The following is an 18,115-nucleotide window of genomic DNA, read 5'->3' on the forward strand; positions in this document are numbered from 1 at the left end:
TGGCCGGGAAAAAATCCGCTCCGGCAGTGGCGGGGGACATGGGCTGTTAACCTTATGTTTAAACATTTAAGCATCGCCGCGTTTGGCGGTTTCAATTCCGGTGGTGTGCCACTACGATACGAAAGGTTGAGTAACGTGGGGCTCGAAATGCGTCCGGATTCAGGCTCCGGCTGCATCGGACCGGCAAACGGACCCTGCAAGAAAGAAAGTATGCGTTATGGCGACGACACCCAAGCAGACGGCTGATCTGGACAAGGCAGTGGATTCGGCGCTGGAAGACGAATTCGACATCGATTTCGATCTCGATGCCGATGATGTCGGCGATATCGACCTGGACCTGGGCGATTCCCTCGATGAATTCGAGGCGCGAATCGATGCCGCTGCCGGCGAGATCGTTTCGGCGGGCCAGGCCGAAAGCGGCACCGGGATTGGTGGCGAGGCTGCAGCCGCCGCTGCAGGGGCGGCGGCCGGTGCGGCCGCTGCAAAGGCGCGAAGCGGACCGGAGCCGGTCATGGACCCGGCCGCCGATGCCGCCCTGAAGCCCAAGCCGTCGGCGCAGGCCGAAACCGTCCGCCAGGAAACCGCGCCGCGCCAGCCCTCGGGCATCGCCGCGGCCAACGACGACCGCCAGCGCGACCATCGCGCATTGATCAAGGCCATGAACCGGCGCTCCTCCACGGCGATCTACTGGGTCATCGCCGGTCTCTGCGTGATCTGGATTCTCGGCGGCATGGCCATCGGCGACATGCTCTTCTCGCCGCAGATCTGGCAGATCGCCTCGTTCCAGGAATTCGCCACGACGCCCTATGCAATCGGGCTTGCGGTCGCGATCATCGTGCCCTGCATGATGTTCTGGGCATTCGGCGTCATGGTGCGCCGCGCCCAGGACATGCGCCTGGCCGCCCAGAGCATGACCGAGATCGCCTACCGGCTGGCCGAACCCGAGAACCTTGCGACCGACCGCGTGGCCACGGTCGGCCAGGCTGTCCGCCGCGAGGTGCAGGCGCTCGGCGAGGGTATCGAGCGTACACTGGCGCGCGCTGTCGAACTGGAGACGCTGGTTCATTCCGAGGTGAATGAACTGGAGCGTGCCTATTCGGACAACGAGATCCGCATCCGCACCCTGGTCGACGGTCTCGGAAACGAGCGCGAGGCGGTGATTTCCCACGCCGAGCGGGTCCGCTCCTCCATTGCCGGCACGCACGAGCAGTTGAAGGAGGAGATGTCGCGGTCCTCCGAAGTCATCCGCACGAATGTTCTCGAAGCTGCACGCGAACTTGCCACGCAGATCAACCTGTCGGGCGAGAACCTGGTCAGCCGCATCAATGACAGCGGTTCGTCGATCTTCCGCTCCATCGACGAGCGCACCGACGACATCACCAACCGCATTTCGACCTCTGGCGAGGCCTTCGCGAGCCTTCTCGACACGCGGATCGCCACCCTGAGCGAACGCACGGAAGCCGCTGCCGGAACGTTGACCGCCTCGCTCGACGAGCGCACCCGTGCGCTCGTTGAACGCCTGAACCAGAGCGCCGCGACGCTGACGAGCGCGCTCGATGAACGCGCCGGCACGCTGGGTTCCGTCATCGAGGAAAAGACGGGCCGCCTCTCGTCGGTTCTGGAGGAGCGCACCGGCTCGCTGTCGTCCGCGCTGGACGAACGCGCCGGCACGCTGGGGTCCGTCATCGAGGAAAAGACGGGCCGCCTCTCGTCGGTTCTGGAGGAGCGCACCGGTTCGCTGTCGTCCGCGTTGGACGACCGGACCAACAGCCTTTCGGCGGCGCTGGAAGAACGCACGAATGCCCTCAACGCCATGCTCGAGCAGCGCGGGTCCGGCCTGGTCTCCCTGCTCGGCGACACCTCCGCTTCGCTCAACAGCGAGTTCGACCGCCGCCTGGGCGAAATCCAGGCCACGCTGGCAGAACGCGGCCAGGCCCTGATCGGCGAATTCGAGACCCGTGCCCAGGCGCTCGATACCGGCACCCAGCGCCTCAACGATGCGCTCGAAGCCCGGGCGCGCCAGATCAACGAATCGCTCCTGGAGCGCACCCGCGAGATCGCCGGCACATTCACTGCCGGGCGCGACGAGGTGTCCGCGCTCATCGAACAGGGCAAGACCGCCATCGGCGAGGACATGAGCGGCCTCGTGTCCTCCACCGGCGCCTTGCTGGACGAGAAGACGGCAGCCCTGCGCAGCCGCCTGGAGGAGAACGCGGCAGCCATCACCGGCAGCCTTGAAGAGCGCACCGCCGCCATTTCCGGCACCTTCGAGGAAAAGACCGCGGCGATTGCCGGGCGTTTCGAGGAGACGACGGGCGCGTTGTCGGACCGGCTGGACGGTGCCGCGCAGGCAGCGGCAGGACGGGTGGAGGAAACATCCGGCAATCTGGTGTCGCGCGTCGAAGCGGCAGCCGATACCATCCGCAACAATCTCGCCGAGACGGCCGGTTCCGTCACCCGGCAGATAGACGAGGCCGGGAATACGCTCGCCGAACGGATGTCGGGAACGGCCGACGCCGTGCGCGGCCAGCTCGATTCGACAGCCACCGGAATCACCGGCCGGCTGGAGGAAACGTCTGGCACGATCCGCGGGCGCTTCGATTCGGTGGCTGACGAGGTGATTGCAAGGCTTTCGGAGAATACCGAGGTCATCCGCGTTCGCCTCGACGAGACGGCGAGCGAGGTTTCCGGGCGCCTCGACCAGACCAGCACATCCATGGCCGGCCGTCTCAACGAGACCTTCAACCTCTTGTCCGGGCAGCTTGACGAGACCGCCAATCGCCTGGCCGTCCGGCTTGACGATGCGCGCCAGCAGATCGGCGGTTTGCTTGCCGACGATGTGGAGAAGGCCGCCGCCGCGCGCGACCGGCTGGCCGAGCAACTGTCTGCCGATTTCGCCCGCACCGCCGAGAGCCGCGACCAGCTTGCACGCTTCATCTCCGACGAGATTTCCCGTGCCGAGGCCGACCGTGCCCGCATCGCGGCCCTTGTCGGCGAGGAAGTGTCGAAGATCGAAGGTCATCGCCAGCAGATCCTCGACGCCATGGCCGGCGAATTCGCCCGTGCCGGTGACGATCGCGACGCCTTCCGCGATGCGATCTCGCGCCACCTGGAGAACTTCCAGGCCATTCGCGGCCAGATCACTGCCGATGTCGAGAAGGACGTGGAGAAACTGGAACAGGCTTTCCTGCGCCAGTCGGGCGTCATCGAGGAACGCACCTCCACCATGGAGCGGGCGCTTTCGATCGGCGTGGACAATGTGCGCAAGGCGCTCGAACAGAGCGCCGGGACCGTGGCCCAGGCGCTGCGTGACCGTATCGTGGAAGCGACCGCCCATCTCCAGACCGAGACCGGCAAGAGCTTCGAGGAAGCCGAGCGCCGCATTGCCGAGCGCACGGCGGAACTGGAGCGCGTGTTCTCCGAGGCCACGCAGCGTTTCGACGGCCAGACCAGCCAGACGGTCGCCCGTGTGGAACAGGCGCTGAGCGATGCCGATCGCGTCCTGGCCGACACGGTCGGCAATTCCTCCAACGCGCTTCAGCAGCGCATCGACGCGATCATGACCGCGCTGGCGGAGAAGGATGCCCATATCGGCGCGATGATCGACCGCAATGCGGAACAGGTGCGCACCGCCATCGGCGATATCGAAAACGCCTTCATGAGCGTCGATGGCCGCCTGCTCGACCGCGCAACCGCCACGGCGGAACAGCTTGAAAGCCGTTCGCAGGCCATCGCCGGCATCTTCTCCGACCTGCAGGCGCGCATGGCGGAAGAAGCCGACGCCGTTGTCCGCCGGCTTGGCAACCAGGTCAGCGATGCCGAACGCCGTCTTGCCGACGGCGCCGAGCAGATCGCTGTCCGCCTCGGCGAGAAGGTCGCCGAATCCGAAAGCCAGCTTGCTGCCAAGGCCGATGCGATTGCCGGCACGTTCCGGGCCGTCAACCAGCACATCACCCAGGGCACGAGCGATGCGGCGAACACCATCTCGGCCCGCGCCGAGGAACTCAACGCCACACTGTCGCAGCGCACGGCGGATATTTCGCGCATCCTCGACGAGGAAGCCCGTCCGCTGGTCGACCGTTTTGCCGCCAGCGGCGATTCGATGAAACGGACGCTGGAACAGGCCACGGCGGAAGCGTCGGAGCGCCTGCGGGCTGAAAACCAGGCGCTCGTCAGCGCGCTTCAGGCCCGCACGGCGGAGACGCTGTCGGCCGTCGAAAGCGCCAGCAGCGCCCTGACGGAGAATGTCGACTCGCTGATCGGGCGCCTGACAGCCTCCAACGCCCGTCTCGGCCAGCTCATCGACATGGCCCGCAGCAATCTCGGCGAGGTGGATGAGAAGCTTGCCGCGACGACGGAATCCTTCTCCACTCGCGCCGAACGCGCGGCCCAGACGTTCAACACCTCCGCATCCATCCTGGAAAACTCCACCGCCAAGCTTGGCGAACTGTCCACGGGCGCGTTGACCCAGATCGCCTCTCTGGCCCGCCGTCTCGAGGAACACGGCGAACTCCTGAACAACGCCTCTTCGGTCATCGGCTCCGCCCAGGGCACGCTCGACAGCACGCTGACGGAACGCCAGCAGGCGTTGGAAAGCCTGTCCTCGGGGCTGATCGCCAAGTCCGAGGAAATCCAGAAGGCCATGCGCGGCTTCGAGGCTCTCGTTTCCCGCTCCGCCAGCATGGCGGAAGGACGCACCCGCGAGACGGCAGAACAGATGCGCGAGACCATCCAGCAGGTCATCGACGCGGCGACGGAACGTTTCTCTGGCGCGACCGAGGAGATCCGGCGCACCGCGGGCGCGATCCGTTCCGAACTCGAGGTCACACGCGAGGAACTGCGCCGCGGCGTTCTCGACATGCCGGAAGAAGCCCGCGAATCGACCACGGCCATGCGCCGGGCCGTTTCCGAGCAGATCAACGCGTTGAAGGAACTTTCCGAGATCGTCACCCGCTCCGGCCGCGCCTTCGGCGTGTCGCAGCAACCCGCCCAGCCGGCGCCGCGGCCCGCTCCTCCGGCCCGCGCCGAAAGCGTCGCGCCGCCGGCCCCACCGGCCGCGCCGGTGCCGTCGGAAACGCGCTATCGCGCCCCGGCGGACTATGCGCGCAGCGAGCCCGCACAGCCGGCAGCGCCGGCGCGCGAAACGGCATCCGCCGGTCAGTCGGGTGGCTGGGTGCAGGACCTGCTGCGCCGGGCTTCCACCGACGAGGCACCGGCGCCGCGCCGCCCTGCCACCGACACCCGTTCGCCGCGCCAGGTGGTCGATTCGCTGAACTCGATCTCTGTCGACATCGCCCGCGCGATCGACCACGAGGCGGCAATGGATTTGTGGAAGCGCTATTCCAACGGCGAACGCAATGTCTTTACCCGCCGGCTCTATACGCTGAAGGGCCAGCAGACCTTCGATGAAATCCGCAGCAAGTACCAGTCCAGCGGCGAATTCCGCACCGTCGTGGACCGCTATTGCGACGATTTCGAGCGTCTCTTGGCCGACGTGACCCGCAATGAGCGCGACCCCGCGGTCGCCCAGAGCTACCTCGCCTCCGAACAGGGCAAGGTCTACACCATGCTGGCCCATGCCAGCGGCCGCTTGCGCTGATTGACAGGGCCCGGTACGGCAAACGGAAAAGGCGGCTTTGAAGGCCGCCTTTTTTCATTTCCGGGCAATGTCCAGGCGGCGGGAACCGCAGGCGCACGCGGATCCGTTCAGATCGCGCGCAGCACCCATTCGACGATCCCGGAGGCGACTTCGTTGAAGGCGGCGTCCAGCGCACGCACATAATCGCCGTTGCTCGAACCGGCCAGCGGGGCTTCGGCCTCGAACACCTGCTGGCGCGCGACGACGCCGCTGCGGTCGTTGAGCAGGCGCACCGACAGCGCGACCCGGGCCCGGGCGGCGCCATTGTCGAGGACCACCTCGAAGCTGCGCACATCGGTGATAAGCTGGAAATCGATGGCCAGGCCTTCGCCCGGACGGCCGACCCCGCGTATGCGCCCCGATCGCTGGAAGCTCTCGATGAGCCGCGCCTGGATCACTTTCGGCAGACGGTCGCTCCACTGCGCGCCGCCGAGATAGGCGATCTCGCCTGGCGCCGGGCGCAGCATGATGTTTTCCCCGTCGAGTGCCTTCAGGGCGACGGGTTCGGTCACGAGGACCTGGCGGCGCAATGTGCGCGGGCCGCTCTCCGGTGGCCGGGCTGCGGAAAGATCGAAGGTATCGAGCGGCTTTGGCGTGCCACCGACAAGGGCGCAGGACGACAGTCCTGCTGCCAGCATGACTGCACCCATGCCTCGAAGGACCGCTCTCCCGGCGGGGCGGAATGTGTCAGCGCTCATGCCGGACCTTGTCAACCACCCGGATACCCTCACGCCACAATTACGGACCTCTACACCGGTCCGTCCCCCTGTCCCCACATGATCGCGCCCTCCGTCCTTGTGCGCCCGCGGGACGCCGGAGTCAACGTCGTGTACGGCCATCGATCGTCCGCACCTCCCCTGCTCCGCCCGTGATGATGCGCTGGGGATTGCGTTCCAGGCTGGTGATTGCCGATTCGATGCGGCCAATGGCTCGCCGGCCGTCGCGCACAAAGGCTTCCACGTCGCGCAGGCCGGTGGTCGAAAACTGGGACAGGCCAGCCGTGATCGGCCCGAGCCGCTGGTTGAGCGTATCTGCCACCTGGCGGAACGACTTGAAGGTCTCGCGGGCCTCGGCGAACAGTCCCTCGCCCTCTTCGCTGTCCAGCAACCCGTCCACCTTGGCCAACAGGCCGTCGACGCGGGCCGAGGCGGCGTTCAGCCGCTCCATCGTCTGGCGCGCATCCGTGATGATCCTGTCGATATCCTCGCCCTTCGCGGCCACCCGGCCGGAGAGTGCCGAAATGTCCTCGCTGGCCTTGCGGAAATTCCCGGTCATGACCTCGATATCCTCCGGCTTCACGCCGGCAACGATCCGGTCGACCTTGTCGAAGGTTCGCGAGGCCTTGCCGCCAAGATCGGCGAGCGACGCGGATGCCTTGGAAATGTCGGCCATGATCCTGTCGAGATCGCCGGTCGATTCGTTCAGGCGCTTCATGAAACCGTCGGCATTGTCGACGATGCTCGTCACCTTCTCGGGCTCGACCGCGTCGAGGATCCTCTCGGCGGCGGCGAGCGTCGTGTCGAGGCGTCCGGAGACGCCTTTCAGGCTTTCCGAAAGCGAACCGACGCTTTCCAGGAAATCGTCGACACCCTGCGCGTTGTCGGCCAGCGCCTTTGAGAAGGTCTCGGCGTTCTTCACGGTATTGGTAACCGGCTCGCGCACCTCCTCGACCACCTCTTCGAGCCGGGCAAGCATCTTGTCGGCACGCACCATCAGCTGTTGCGCGGTGTCGGTCAGGTTTGTGACGCTCGACGGATTGGCGCTGATCTGCGCCACCGTGCCCTTCTCGGCGGCTTCCTCCAGCAGGTTCGGTTCAGCCGTGTTGCCGCCCTTCAGGTCGATGTTTGCCGCAAAGGACAAACCGGCGATCACGATGTTGGCCGTCGTGGATTTGGTCAGCGGCGTGAGGCGGTCGACCTTGGCCTCCGCGATCGCCAGTCCGGGCTGGTTGGGATCGATGAAGACACGCTCCACCTGCCCGACGCGCACGCCGTTGAACATCACGGACGATCCCCTGTCCAGGCCGGCCGCGGAACCGGGAATGAGGATCTGCAGCGGCGCGGTGTCCCCGTACTGGTTCGGGCGCGCCGTCCAGTAGACGAAACCGAAGGCCGCCGCGATGAGCAGCAGCGTGATGATGCCGACGGTGACGTAGTTGGCTTTCGTTTCCATCGCTTCAGGCGTCCTGTCCTGCCGGCCGCCTGACGATCTGGCGTGCCCGCTTGCCCCGGAAATAGGCCTTCACCCAAGGGTGGTCCACTTCCAGCATGCTTTCAACCGTTCCCTCCACCAGCACCCTGCGGTCACCGAGTACCGCGACGCGGTCGCAAACGGAGAAGAGACTGTCGAGGTCATGGGTGACCATGTAGACGGTCAGGCCCATCGTGTCGCGCAGGTTGGCGACGAGTTCGTCGAATTCCGCCGCCCCGATCGGGTCGAGACCGGAGGTCGGCTCGTCGAGAAAGACGATGGCCGGGTCCAGGGCCAGCGCCCGCGCCAGCGCGGCGCGCTTGATCATGCCGCCCGAAAGTTCCGACGGCCGCTTGTCCGCCGCGTCCGGGGCCAGCCCGACGAGCTCGATCTTGAGATGCGCCAGTTCGTCCATCAGTCCCTTCGGCATGTCGAGATATTCGCGCATCGGTACCTGGATGTTCTCCTTGACCGTCAGTGCGGAGAACAGCGCGCCATGCTGGAACAGCACACCCATGTTCGTGTCGATGGAAAAACGCTCCTCCTCCGTGAGATGATCGAGATCGTGCCCGAACAGGGTGATCGTACCGGCCTGTTTCGCCGTCAGCCCGAGAATGGTGCGCAGCAGCACGGACTTTCCCGCGCCCGACGCGCCGACAAAGCCGAGGATTTCGCCGCGTCGGACATCCAGGTCGAGATTTTCCAGCACCAGTTTCTCGCCGAAACCGACCGTGACACCGCGCGCGGTGAGGATCACCTCGTGCCCGCGCGCCCGCGCCATCCCGTCCGCTCCCCTGCCGGCTTCCGTCATCGCCGCCTCAATAGTCGATCGCGGCGTAGAACATGGCGAACAGGCCGTCCACCACGATGACGCAGAAGATTGCCTTGACCACGGAGGCGGTGACCTGGCGGCCGAGCGATTCGGCGCTGCCCTGGACACGCAGGCCTTCCATGGCGGCGATGACGCCGATGATCAGGCCCATGAAAGGCGCCTTGATGAGCCCTGAAAAGATGGTCGACAGGTCGATCCCGTCATGCATCCGCTGGATGAACGTCTCCGGCTCGATGCCCGAATAGAACCAGGCCGTCACGATGGCGCCGCCAAGGGCAGCGGCATTGGCCGCCACCGTCAGCAGCGGCATGGCGATCACCAGCGCCACAAGGCGGGGAAAGACCAGCACGCCGACGGGATTGAGGCCGATCACCGTCAGCGCGTCGATCTCCTCGCGCATCTTCATCGACCCGATCTCGGCGGTGATCGCGCTGCCGGAGCGGCCAGCCACCATGATGGCGGTCAGCAGCACGCCGATCTCGCGCAGCACGAGGATCGAGACGAGGTTCACGACGAAGATCTCGGTGCCGAAATAGCGCATCTGGAAGGCGCCCTGCTGGGCGATGATCGCGCCGACGATGCCCGACATCAGCATCACGATGGGAATGGCGCCGACCCCGACCCGGTCGATCTGGTGCACGATGGCGGTCATGGAAATGGCATGGCCGCGGCCGAACTTCATCTGCGCCCCGCGGATCGTCGCGCCCAGGATATGCATCGACAGCATGAACTGGTCGGCAAACCGGTAGACGATGACCCCGACTTGGCGGAACAGCGAGGACAGGCCGAACCGCGCCCGGCGTGCGGGCGCATGGTCGATGCCGGCCGCGTCGCGGACCGCCGTCAGGAGGACGCCGAATTCTTCGCGCGCCCCCGTGATCTCGACTGTCTTCCCCGATTTTCCCGATGCCGTGGCCAGGCGTTCGATCAGCCATGCGCCGGCGGTGTCCATATGGCCGATGCCGGAGAGATCGATGAGCAGCGAACCGGCCTGCTCACCCTCAAGTTTGCGCATTTCCCTGTCGACCGAGGCCACGCTGCGCGTCACCCAGTCGCCTGTCAGTTCCGCCCTGATGCGCCCGCCCTCGCGCAACACGGACACGCCCGGCGCGGAGGGCCGCGCGGCAACCGATTCCTTCCCTGCTTGCCCGTCGGCCTCGTTCAACATAGGACTGTTTTAAGGGCGCTATTCGTCCTTGTCACTTCGCCCGCACAACAGGTTGGACAGCCCGAAGAAAGAAAACCATGGCGCGTAGTCTTTCCGTCACACAGGAACGCTTCCCCATAGCGGGAACATTCACCATTTCGCGCGGATCGAAGACCGACGCGGATGTCGTTACCGTGCGAATCGAGGAGGACGGACTGCATGGTTGGGCCGAATGCGTCCCCTATGCCCGCTACGGCGAGACCATCGAGAGCGTCATGGACGAGATCGCCGCCATTGCTGGCACGGTGAGCGAGGGGCTTGCCCGCATGGAGCTTCTTTCCGCCATGCGCCCGGGCGCTGCCCGCAATGCCGTCGATTGCGCCCTTTGGGACCTGGAAGCAAAGCAGAGCGGCGTGCCGGTTCACCGGCGGGCCTGCCGGCTGCCGCCCCGGCCGGTCGAAACGGCCTATACCATCTCCCTGGGTCATCCGGAGGACATGGCCGACCGCGCGCGGGCCGCCGCCCATCGCCGCGTCATCAAGGTGAAGGTCGGCGGCAAGGACGACATCAAGCGCCTTCACGCCGTCGCCGCCGCCGCGCCCAATTCCCATTTCATCCTCGACGCCAACGAAGGCTGGACCGCGGACAACATTCGCGAAAACATGCTCGCCGCCGCCCACTACCGCGCGGTGCTGGTCGAACAGCCCCTGCCGGCCGGCGAGGACGCCCTGCTTCGCGAAATTCCGCACCCGGTTCCCGTCTGTGCCGACGAAAGCGTGCACACGGTCGACGACCTGGCGTCTTTGACCGGCCTCTATGACGCGATCAACGTCAAGCTCGACAAGACGGGCGGCCTCACCGCGGCCCTGCAATTGCGCGATGCCGCGCACGCCATGGGCTTCGCCGTGATGGTCGGCTGCATGGTCGGCACGTCGCTCGCCATGGCGCCGGCCGTTCTGCTGGCGCAGGAGGCCGAATATGTGGATCTCGACGGGCCGCTTCTGCTCGCCCGTGACCGGAATCACGCCTTGCGCTATTCCGGGTCGATCATTTCACCGCCCGAGGCCAGCCTTTGGGGTTAGTCCCGAAAGGCGCGGCGATACGGCCGCCGCGGCGTGGTCCGGCATGAACAGGAAGGAGCAATTCATGGATCTCGGAATTTCAGGCCGCAAGGCCATCGTCTGCGCCTCCAGCCGGGGGCTCGGCAAGGGCTGCGCATGGGCGCTTGCCGAAGCCGGTTGCGAGGTCACGGTCAATGGCCGCGACAAGGCCGTGCTGAACGCCACCGCCGACGAGATCCGCCAGGCGACCGGCGCCACCGTCCATGTCATCGCGGCCGACGTGTCGACGCCCGAGGGCCAGAAGGCCCTGCTCCGCGCCTGTCCGCAGCCCGACATTCTCGTCAACAACAATGGCGGCCCACCGCGCAAGGATTTCCGTGAACTCGATCGCGGCGCCATGATCGACGGCGTCATCCAGAACATGATCACGCCGCTCGAACTCATTCAGGCAGTCATGGACGGCATGGCGGAGCGCGGCTTCGGACGCATCGTCAACATCACCTCGCTTTCGGTCTACATGCCGATCGAGGGGCTCGACCTGTCATCGGGCGCACGCGCCGGCCTGACCTCTTTCCTGGCAGGCGTCTCGCGCGGCGTGGCGGGCAAGGGTGTGACGATCAACAACCTGCTGCCCGGCAAGATGGACACGGACCGCCTGCGCGGCGGTTTCCGCATGGCCGCGCAGCGCACCGGGCGAAGCGAGGACGACATCGCCGCCGCCCAGGCCGCCGAGATTCCGTCGCGCCGGTTCGGCAATGCCGAGGAGTTCGGAAAGGTCTGCGCCTTCCTGTGTTCGAGCCATGCCGGCTATGTCACGGGGCAGAACATCCTCGTCGACGGCGGACTCTACACCAGCGCCTTCTGACCGGACCGGTGTGCCGGAAAACCTGTCTCCGTTTGTGAAGCAGTAGAAACAGATTGCTGAAATCCTTGGCAATCTGTCACGGACAATGGTGTAGGATAAACTGATTTGAATTGCCTCGGCGTGGGACATTGCAGCTTTGGCGCAATGATGCGGCAGCATGATCGCCCCGGACGAGCGGGAGGACGCGATGGAAAACAGCAGCAACAAGGCGGATCTCGAGGAGAATGCCCTCTTCTTTCACCAGTATCCCGTCCCGGGAAAACTGGAGATCCAGGCAACCAAGCCGCTCGGCAACCAGCGCGACCTTGCGCTGGCCTATTCGCCCGGCGTGGCCGCACCCTGCCTCGCCATCAGGGATGATCCGGGCAAGGCAGCCCTCTATACCGCCCGCTCCAATCTCGTCGGCGTCGTCTCCAACGGCTCGGCCGTGCTCGGTCTTGGCAATATCGGGCCGCTCGCCTCCAAGCCCGTGATGGAGGGCAAGGCCGTCCTGTTCAAGAAGTTCGCCGGCATCGACGTCTTCGACATCGAGATCGACGCGCCCGACGTGGAGCGGATGGTCTGCACCATCGAGGCTCTGGAGCCCACCTTCGGCGGCATCAACCTGGAGGACATCAAGGCGCCGGAATGTTTCGAGGTCGAGGAGACCCTGAAGGAGCGCATGGGCATTCCGGTCTTTCACGACGACCAGCACGGCACCGCCATCATCGTCGCGGCCGCCGTCCTCAACGGGCTGGAACTGGCCGGCAAGCGGCTTGCGGACGTCAAGATCGTCACCTCCGGCGCTGGCGCGGCGGCTTTGGCGTGCCTCAACCTGCTGGTGGGCCTGGGCGCCAACCGGGACAACATCTGGATCACCGACCGCCATGGCGTCGCCTTCAAGGGCCGCCAGGAGGAAATGGACCGCTGGAAGGAGCCATACTGCAAGGACACGCCGATGCGCACCCTGGCACAGGTGATCCCGGGTGCCGACGTCTTCCTCGGACTCTCGGCCGCCGGCGTGCTCAAGCCTGAATATCTTGAAGACATGGCCGAGCGCCCGCTCGTCATGGCGCTGGCCAATCCGACACCCGAGATCATGCCGGACGTGGCGCGCGATGCCCGGCCCGATGCCATGATCTGCACCGGCCGGTCCGATTTCCCCAACCAGGTCAACAACGTCCTGTGCTTCCCCTACATCTTTCGCGGCGCGCTGGATTGTGGCGCGCGCGCCATCAACGAGGAAATGAAGCTGGCCGCCGTGCGCGCCATCGCGGCCCTGGCGCGGGAGGAAGTCTCCGACGTCGCCGCCCGTGCCTACAGCGGCGACACGCCGAAATTCGGGCCTGAATTCCTCATTCCCTCGCCTTTCGATCCGCGCCTGATCCTGCGCATCGCGCCGGCCGTGGCCAGGGCCGCCGCCGAGACCGGCGTCGCCGCCCGTCCGATCGAGGACATGGATGCCTATATCGACAAGCTGAACCGCTTCGTCTTCCGTTCCGGCCTGGTGATGAAACCGGTCTTCTCCGCCGCGAAGCGGGCGGCCGCCAAGCGCGTCATCTATGCCGAGGGCGAGGATGAGCGCGTTCTGCGCGCAGCGCAGGTCGTGCTGGAGGAAGGCATCGCCACGCCGGTCCTGATCGGCCGTCCGCAGGTGGTGGAGCGCCGGCTGGAGCGGTTCGGCCTGAAGATCAGGCCCGGCACGGATTTCGAACTCATCAATCCGGAAGACGATCCGCGCTACCGCGACTATGTCAACGAACTGATTGCGCGCACCGGCCGGCAGGGCGTCACCGTGGAGGCGGCGCGCACGCTGGTGCGCACCAACAACACCGTCATCGCCTGCATCGCACTGGCCCGCTCGGAGGCGGATGCCATGATCTGCGGCCTTGAAGGCCGTTTTGAACGGCATCTGCGCCAGGTGCGGTCCATCATCGGCCTGCGCGAGGGGGTGGAGGATTATTCCGCGCTCTCAATGCTGATCTCGCAGCGCGGCGTCACCTTTTTCACCGATACCTATGTCAGTGTCGATCCGACCGCCGGCGAAGTGGCGGAAATGACGCTGCTGGCCGCCGAGGAGATCCGCCGCTTCGGCATCGAGCCGAAGGCCGCGCTGCTGTCGCATTCCGATTTCGGCTCGCGCGATTCGGCCTCCGCGCTGAAGATGCGCAACGCAGCCGAGATCCTGCGCCGGGCCGCACCCGACCTGGAATGCGATGGCGAGATGCATGGCGACAGCGCACTCTCCGAACTCCTGCGACAGCGTGTCTATCCCCATTCTACGCTATCGGGAGAAGCCAACCTGCTGGTCTTCCCGGACCTCGACGCCGCGAACATCACGCTGACCACTGTCAAGACCATGATGGACGCGCTGCATGTGGGGCCCATCCTGCTCGGAACGGCCCGGCCGGCGCATATCCTGACCCCCTCCGTCACATCGCGCGGCGTGGTCAACATGACCGCGCTTGCCGTGGTCGAGGCCTCGCATCCTGCCCGCGACCTGTCGGAGGCGGCCGAATAGCGCGGCGGCGTGATTTCGCCTGATTTGGCGTGAAGGCTGAAAGCAGCGATTAACCTTGTCCGGGCATTGTGGCCGGACGGTTCCGGCCCTGTCTGGCCGGCAAGGAGCGGCTTGTGCTTTCACGGAAACCGATCGCCGGTGTCATGGCAACGGCCCTGCTGGGAGCCCTCCTTGCCATGGCTGCGCCCGGGCAAGGCGAAGCCGCCAGCGCCTTGTGCCAGCGGCTGGAGGCCCGGCTCGCTTCCGTGGAGCGCGGCAATGGCCGCAGCCCCGCCCTCATGCGCCGCTACCGCGTCGCCATCGCCGAGCAGAAACGCCAGATGCAGATCGCCACAAGGCGCGCCCGCCAGGTTGGATGCGGTGGCGGGGTGTTTCCGTTGCGCCGGGGGGACGGCGACCAGTGCGCGCGCATCAACCGGTCGCTGCGCGACATGCGCGCCAATCTCGCCGACCTGCAGCGCCAGCTCGCATCGTCGGGACCGGGCGGTGCCCGTGCCGATGCCGCGGAACGGCGACGTATCCTGGCTGCGATCAGGGCCAATCGCTGCCGCGAGGAACCGGAGCAGCGGGTCGTCAGGCGGCTGCCCGAAGCCATCGAGAGCGCCAGGCGCGATTTCGAATTGCGCAAGCGCCTGTTCGAACGCCAGGAACAGGAGGATCCGCAGGACCGCAATGTGATGATCCTGCGCCCCGGCCTGTCCGGCCAGTTCGATGGCGGAACCTACCGGACGCTTTGCGTGCGCACCTGCGACGGCTATTATTTTCCGCTGTCCTTCTCCACCACGCCGGATTTCTTCTACCGCGACCAGGATGCCTGCCAGGCCATGTGCCCTGGCGTCGACGTTCGCCTCTATGCCCATCGCAGCGGCATCGAGGAACCCGAAGACATGGTGTCGATCGCCGGCGAGCCCTACACCGCCCTGCCCACGGCATTTGCCTATCGGGATCCGAAGTTCACCAGTCCGGCGGGATGCGCCTGCAATCCGGCGAAGGATTTCGCGGTCATCGGCGGTGGCGAAAAGACGGATGAGCCGGGCGGAGCGGAACCGGCGGAACCGGTGGCGCCGGCCCCGTGGCCGCGGCCCGATCCCGCGGCAGATCCGGAAACGGAGGCAAACGCAGCCGGCGGCCTCACGGCAGGGCGCCTTCAAAGCCTTCTGGAGCCAGGGGAAAAAACCGCCGAGGACGGCGAGCGGCGGATCAGGGTCGTCGGGCCAACGTTTCTTCCCGACCCAGAAGAGGCATTAGATCTGAAAGCTCCGGGCCGGAACGCCGTCCGGTGATTGCAATGCGCAACGGCATGAACAAGGCCCGTCCCTTGCGCCCGGTGGCCTGTTTCACCGCATCCGTCCATTGTTTCCACGTGGTGCCGTCCCATGGTTCCGGCGGCAGCAGATCGAAGGCGGCCCGCACGAAATCCAGGTCGTCCGCCTCGACCCGTCCGGCCGTGTCCGGCCCCTGCGCCAGGATGCGCCACCAGTCCGCAGCCTCGTTCACGCGGATGATGTTCGCGCGCACGGCAAGCCAAAAGGCCTCGGCCTTGTCCCCCGTGATCCCAAGGGCGGCAAGCCGGTCGCGCGCGGTGGCGTAGTCCATCTGGTGCACCAGCGACGCATTGAGCGTGTCCAGTTCGGACGGATCGAATTTCGCTGCCGATCTCGATGCGCTGGCCAGGTCGAAATCCTGCACGAGGTCAGCCATGGCGGGCACCGGGCGCACGGCTTCCGACGTGCCGATCAGCACGGCCAGCGAGGCGACCGCCATCGGCTCGTAGCCATCCGCGGCCAATTGGTGGATCGACAGCGCCCCGGTGCGCTTGGACAGTCCCTCGCCGCTGGCCGTCGTCAGCAGGTTGTGATGGCCGAAGGCCGGAGCGGATGCCCCCAGCGCCTCGAACAGCGCGATCTGCGCGCCGGTATTGGTCACGTGATCGTCGCCGCGAATGACATGGGTGACGCCCATGGCTATGTCGTCGGCCACAGAGGGCAGCGTGTAGAGATAGCTGCCATCCTCACGGATCAGAACCGGATCGGACATCGAGGCCAGATCGACCGTCTGCGGCCCCCGGATGACGTCGTCCCAATGCACCTCGGTGCGCCGCGTCGTGAAGGGGTCGCCGCCGTGGTTGGGCAGGAGGAAGCGCCAGTGCGGCTGGCGGCCTTCCGCCTCGAACGCCGCCTTCTCTTCCTCCGTCAGCTTCAGCGCCTCGCGGCCATAGACCGGAGGCAGGCGGCGCGAAAGCCGGATCTTGCGGCGCCGTTCCAGTTCGTCGGCCGTTTCATAGCAGGGGTAAAGGAGCCCCGCCGCCTTCAGCTTTTCCGCCGCTTCGAGATGCGCCTGCGCCCGCTCCGACTGCCGCTCCACCAAGTCGGGCCGGATGCCGAGCCATGCAAGGTCGGCCTCGATCTGGTCGGCGAAACGCCGCTCGGAACGCGCCGTGTCGGTATCGTCGAAGCGCAGGATGAAACGCCCGCCCTGCTGCTGCGCCAGGATCCAGTTGAACAGCGCGGTGCGGGCATTGCCGATATGGATGAAGCCGGTCGGCGACGGTGCGAAGCGCACGGTAACGGTCATGGTGTAGGCACCTTGGCAAGAAGGACGGATGGCGAAGGGCCTACCCTTGGCTGGCAGCCAGATCAAGGCCAGAACGCGTGCGCGCCGAAAGCCGCCGCGAAACCAGCGTCAGCATGACGGCGGCGGCGATGCAATAGAGGCCCATGGCCATGATCTGCGCCGGATAGGGGACGCCGAGATCGATCAGGAACCCGGTCAGGCCCGGCCCCATGGCGGTGGCGAAGACCATGAAGGCAACGATGACCGAGCGGACCGCGCCAAGATGCTTCAGCCCGTAGATCTCCGGCCAGAGCGCGCCGAACAGCGTGGCCGAAAAGCCGTAGGAGACGCCGAGCAGTGCCATGAACGCAAATGCGCTCCAGACGCCCTCGAAGGCGGCGAGCACGAAGCAGGCCCCGGCCAGCGGCAACAGGAAGCTTGGCAGCACCGCGACAGCCGAGAAGCGGTCGATCAGTGCCCCGCAGATCAGCGAAAAGATGATCACGGTGCCGGACATCACCGCGAAGGAGGCCGCGAAATCGGTCATCGCCCAGCCGCGCAATTCCACCAGATAGACCTGGTGGAAGAAGACCGTCGTACCGATGAAAGGCGGCGCCAGCACGCCGGTCAGCAGCAGCCAGAACAGCGGATCGCGCAGCACCTGCCCGCGCGTCCAGTCCGCCACCTGCGGCTTGCGCATGACCGGATCGGACGAGTGCGGCTGGCGCTCCACGCGCACCAGCGACCAGATGGCCGGCAGCCCCACCACGAGAAGCAGGGCGGCCGCCGCCACCCAGCTCATCCGCCAGCCGATCAGGCCCGCCATCGCGACGAACAGGAACGGGAAGACGGCCTCGCCGGCATTGTGGCCGAGGCTGACAAGCGAGACCGCCCTGCCCCGGTTGGCCGCGTACCAGCGCCCCGTCGCCGTCAGGGCGTTCTGAGTCATCATCCCCTGGCCGAACAGGCGCAGCATGTAGACCGTGACGAAAAGCAGCGCGATATGGGTGGAAAAGGCCATGGCCAGCGCGGCGGCCGCCAGCGCGGGCATGATGATGAGCGCCACCTGCGCCGGGCCGTATCGGTCCACGATCCTCCCCAGCCAGGGCAGCGTCAGGGCGCTCGCCAGCGTCGCGCCCATGTAGAGCGTCCCGAAACCGCCATGGCTCAACCCGTATTCCGACCGGATTTCGCCCGCCGACAGCGAGATGAAGAAGGTCTGGCCGAAGGAGGAGAAGAAGGTCAGCAGGAAACAGCCGCCGATCCAGCGGATGTTGCGGGCGAGGAAGGAGAGCATGTCCATCTCCCGGCTATATCCTGCGGCCCGGC

At 66.2% G+C, this 18,115-nt stretch carries 11 protein-coding genes; 5 read left to right on the forward strand and 6 right to left on the reverse strand.

Annotated features, from left to right (window positions below; genetic code table 11):
- Positions 1-217 precede the first annotated feature (217 nt).
- The gene (locus ACLB6G_RS16285; RefSeq protein ID WP_410357265.1) at positions 218-5,599 is read left to right on the forward strand and encodes an apolipoprotein A-IV repeat region-like domain-containing protein; all 5,382 of its coding nucleotides are present in this window, start codon (positions 218-220) and stop codon (positions 5,597-5,599) included.
- A gap of 107 nt (positions 5,600-5,706) precedes the next feature.
- On the opposite strand, the gene ACLB6G_RS16290 is transcribed toward ACLB6G_RS16285, so the two are convergent.
- The 4 genes from ACLB6G_RS16290 to ACLB6G_RS16305 all read right to left on the reverse strand — a co-directional run bounded on the left by ACLB6G_RS16290 (position 5,707) and on the right by ACLB6G_RS16305 (position 9,828).
- Positions 5,707-6,288: an ABC-type transport auxiliary lipoprotein family protein gene (locus ACLB6G_RS16290; protein WP_410357266.1), complete on the reverse strand. Its 582-nt coding sequence runs from the start codon at positions 6,286-6,288 to the stop codon at positions 5,707-5,709.
- Between the two features lie 169 nt (positions 6,289-6,457).
- The gene (locus ACLB6G_RS16295) at positions 6,458-7,810 is read right to left on the reverse strand and encodes an MCE family protein (protein WP_410357267.1); all 1,353 of its coding nucleotides are present in this window, start codon (positions 7,808-7,810) and stop codon (positions 6,458-6,460) included.
- Between the two features lie 4 nt (positions 7,811-7,814).
- On the reverse strand, positions 7,815-8,609 hold the full coding sequence (locus ACLB6G_RS16300) for an ABC transporter ATP-binding protein (RefSeq protein WP_410357268.1): 795 nt from the start codon (positions 8,607-8,609) through the stop codon (positions 7,815-7,817).
- 37 nt (positions 8,610-8,646) lie between these two features.
- A complete protein-coding gene (locus ACLB6G_RS16305; RefSeq protein WP_410357269.1) occupies positions 8,647-9,828 on the reverse strand; it encodes an ABC transporter permease in 1,182 nt (393 codons plus the stop codon).
- A gap of 77 nt (positions 9,829-9,905) precedes the next feature.
- On the opposite strand from ACLB6G_RS16305, the gene dgcA reads away from it, so the two are divergent.
- From dgcA to ACLB6G_RS16325, 4 genes are all read left to right on the forward strand, one after another.
- The gene (dgcA, locus tag ACLB6G_RS16310; protein WP_410357270.1) at positions 9,906-10,889 is read left to right on the forward strand and encodes an N-acetyl-D-Glu racemase DgcA; all 984 of its coding nucleotides are present in this window, start codon (positions 9,906-9,908) and stop codon (positions 10,887-10,889) included.
- Positions 10,890-10,953: 64 nt separating this feature from the next.
- Positions 10,954-11,733, forward strand: a complete 780-nt coding sequence (locus ACLB6G_RS16315; RefSeq protein ID WP_410357271.1) for an SDR family oxidoreductase — start codon at positions 10,954-10,956, stop codon at positions 11,731-11,733.
- Between the two features lie 187 nt (positions 11,734-11,920).
- Entirely contained in the window at positions 11,921-14,233 is a 2,313-nt protein-coding gene (locus tag ACLB6G_RS16320; RefSeq protein ID WP_410357443.1) for an NADP-dependent malic enzyme, read from the forward strand.
- Between the two features lie 113 nt (positions 14,234-14,346).
- Complete coding sequence (locus ACLB6G_RS16325) at positions 14,347-15,516, forward strand: DUF2865 domain-containing protein (RefSeq protein ID WP_410357272.1); 1,170 nt, start codon at positions 14,347-14,349, stop codon at positions 15,514-15,516.
- Here the strand turns inward: ACLB6G_RS16325 and gltX are convergent.
- Positions 15,434-16,807 (reverse strand): glutamate--tRNA ligase, encoded by a 1,374-nt coding sequence (gltX, locus tag ACLB6G_RS16330; RefSeq protein ID WP_410357273.1) that lies wholly within the window; start codon positions 16,805-16,807, stop codon positions 15,434-15,436. The genes ACLB6G_RS16325 and gltX overlap by 83 nt on opposite strands.
- Before the next feature lie 40 nt (positions 16,808-16,847).
- Positions 16,848-18,089, reverse strand: a complete 1,242-nt coding sequence (locus ACLB6G_RS16335; RefSeq protein WP_410357274.1) for an MFS transporter — start codon at positions 18,087-18,089, stop codon at positions 16,848-16,850.
- Between the last annotated feature and the right edge of the window lie 26 nt (positions 18,090-18,115).

The organism is Zhengella sedimenti (assembly GCF_046506625.1).
GTDB classification, from domain to species: domain Bacteria; phylum Pseudomonadota; class Alphaproteobacteria; order Rhizobiales; family Rhizobiaceae; genus Zhengella; species Zhengella sedimenti.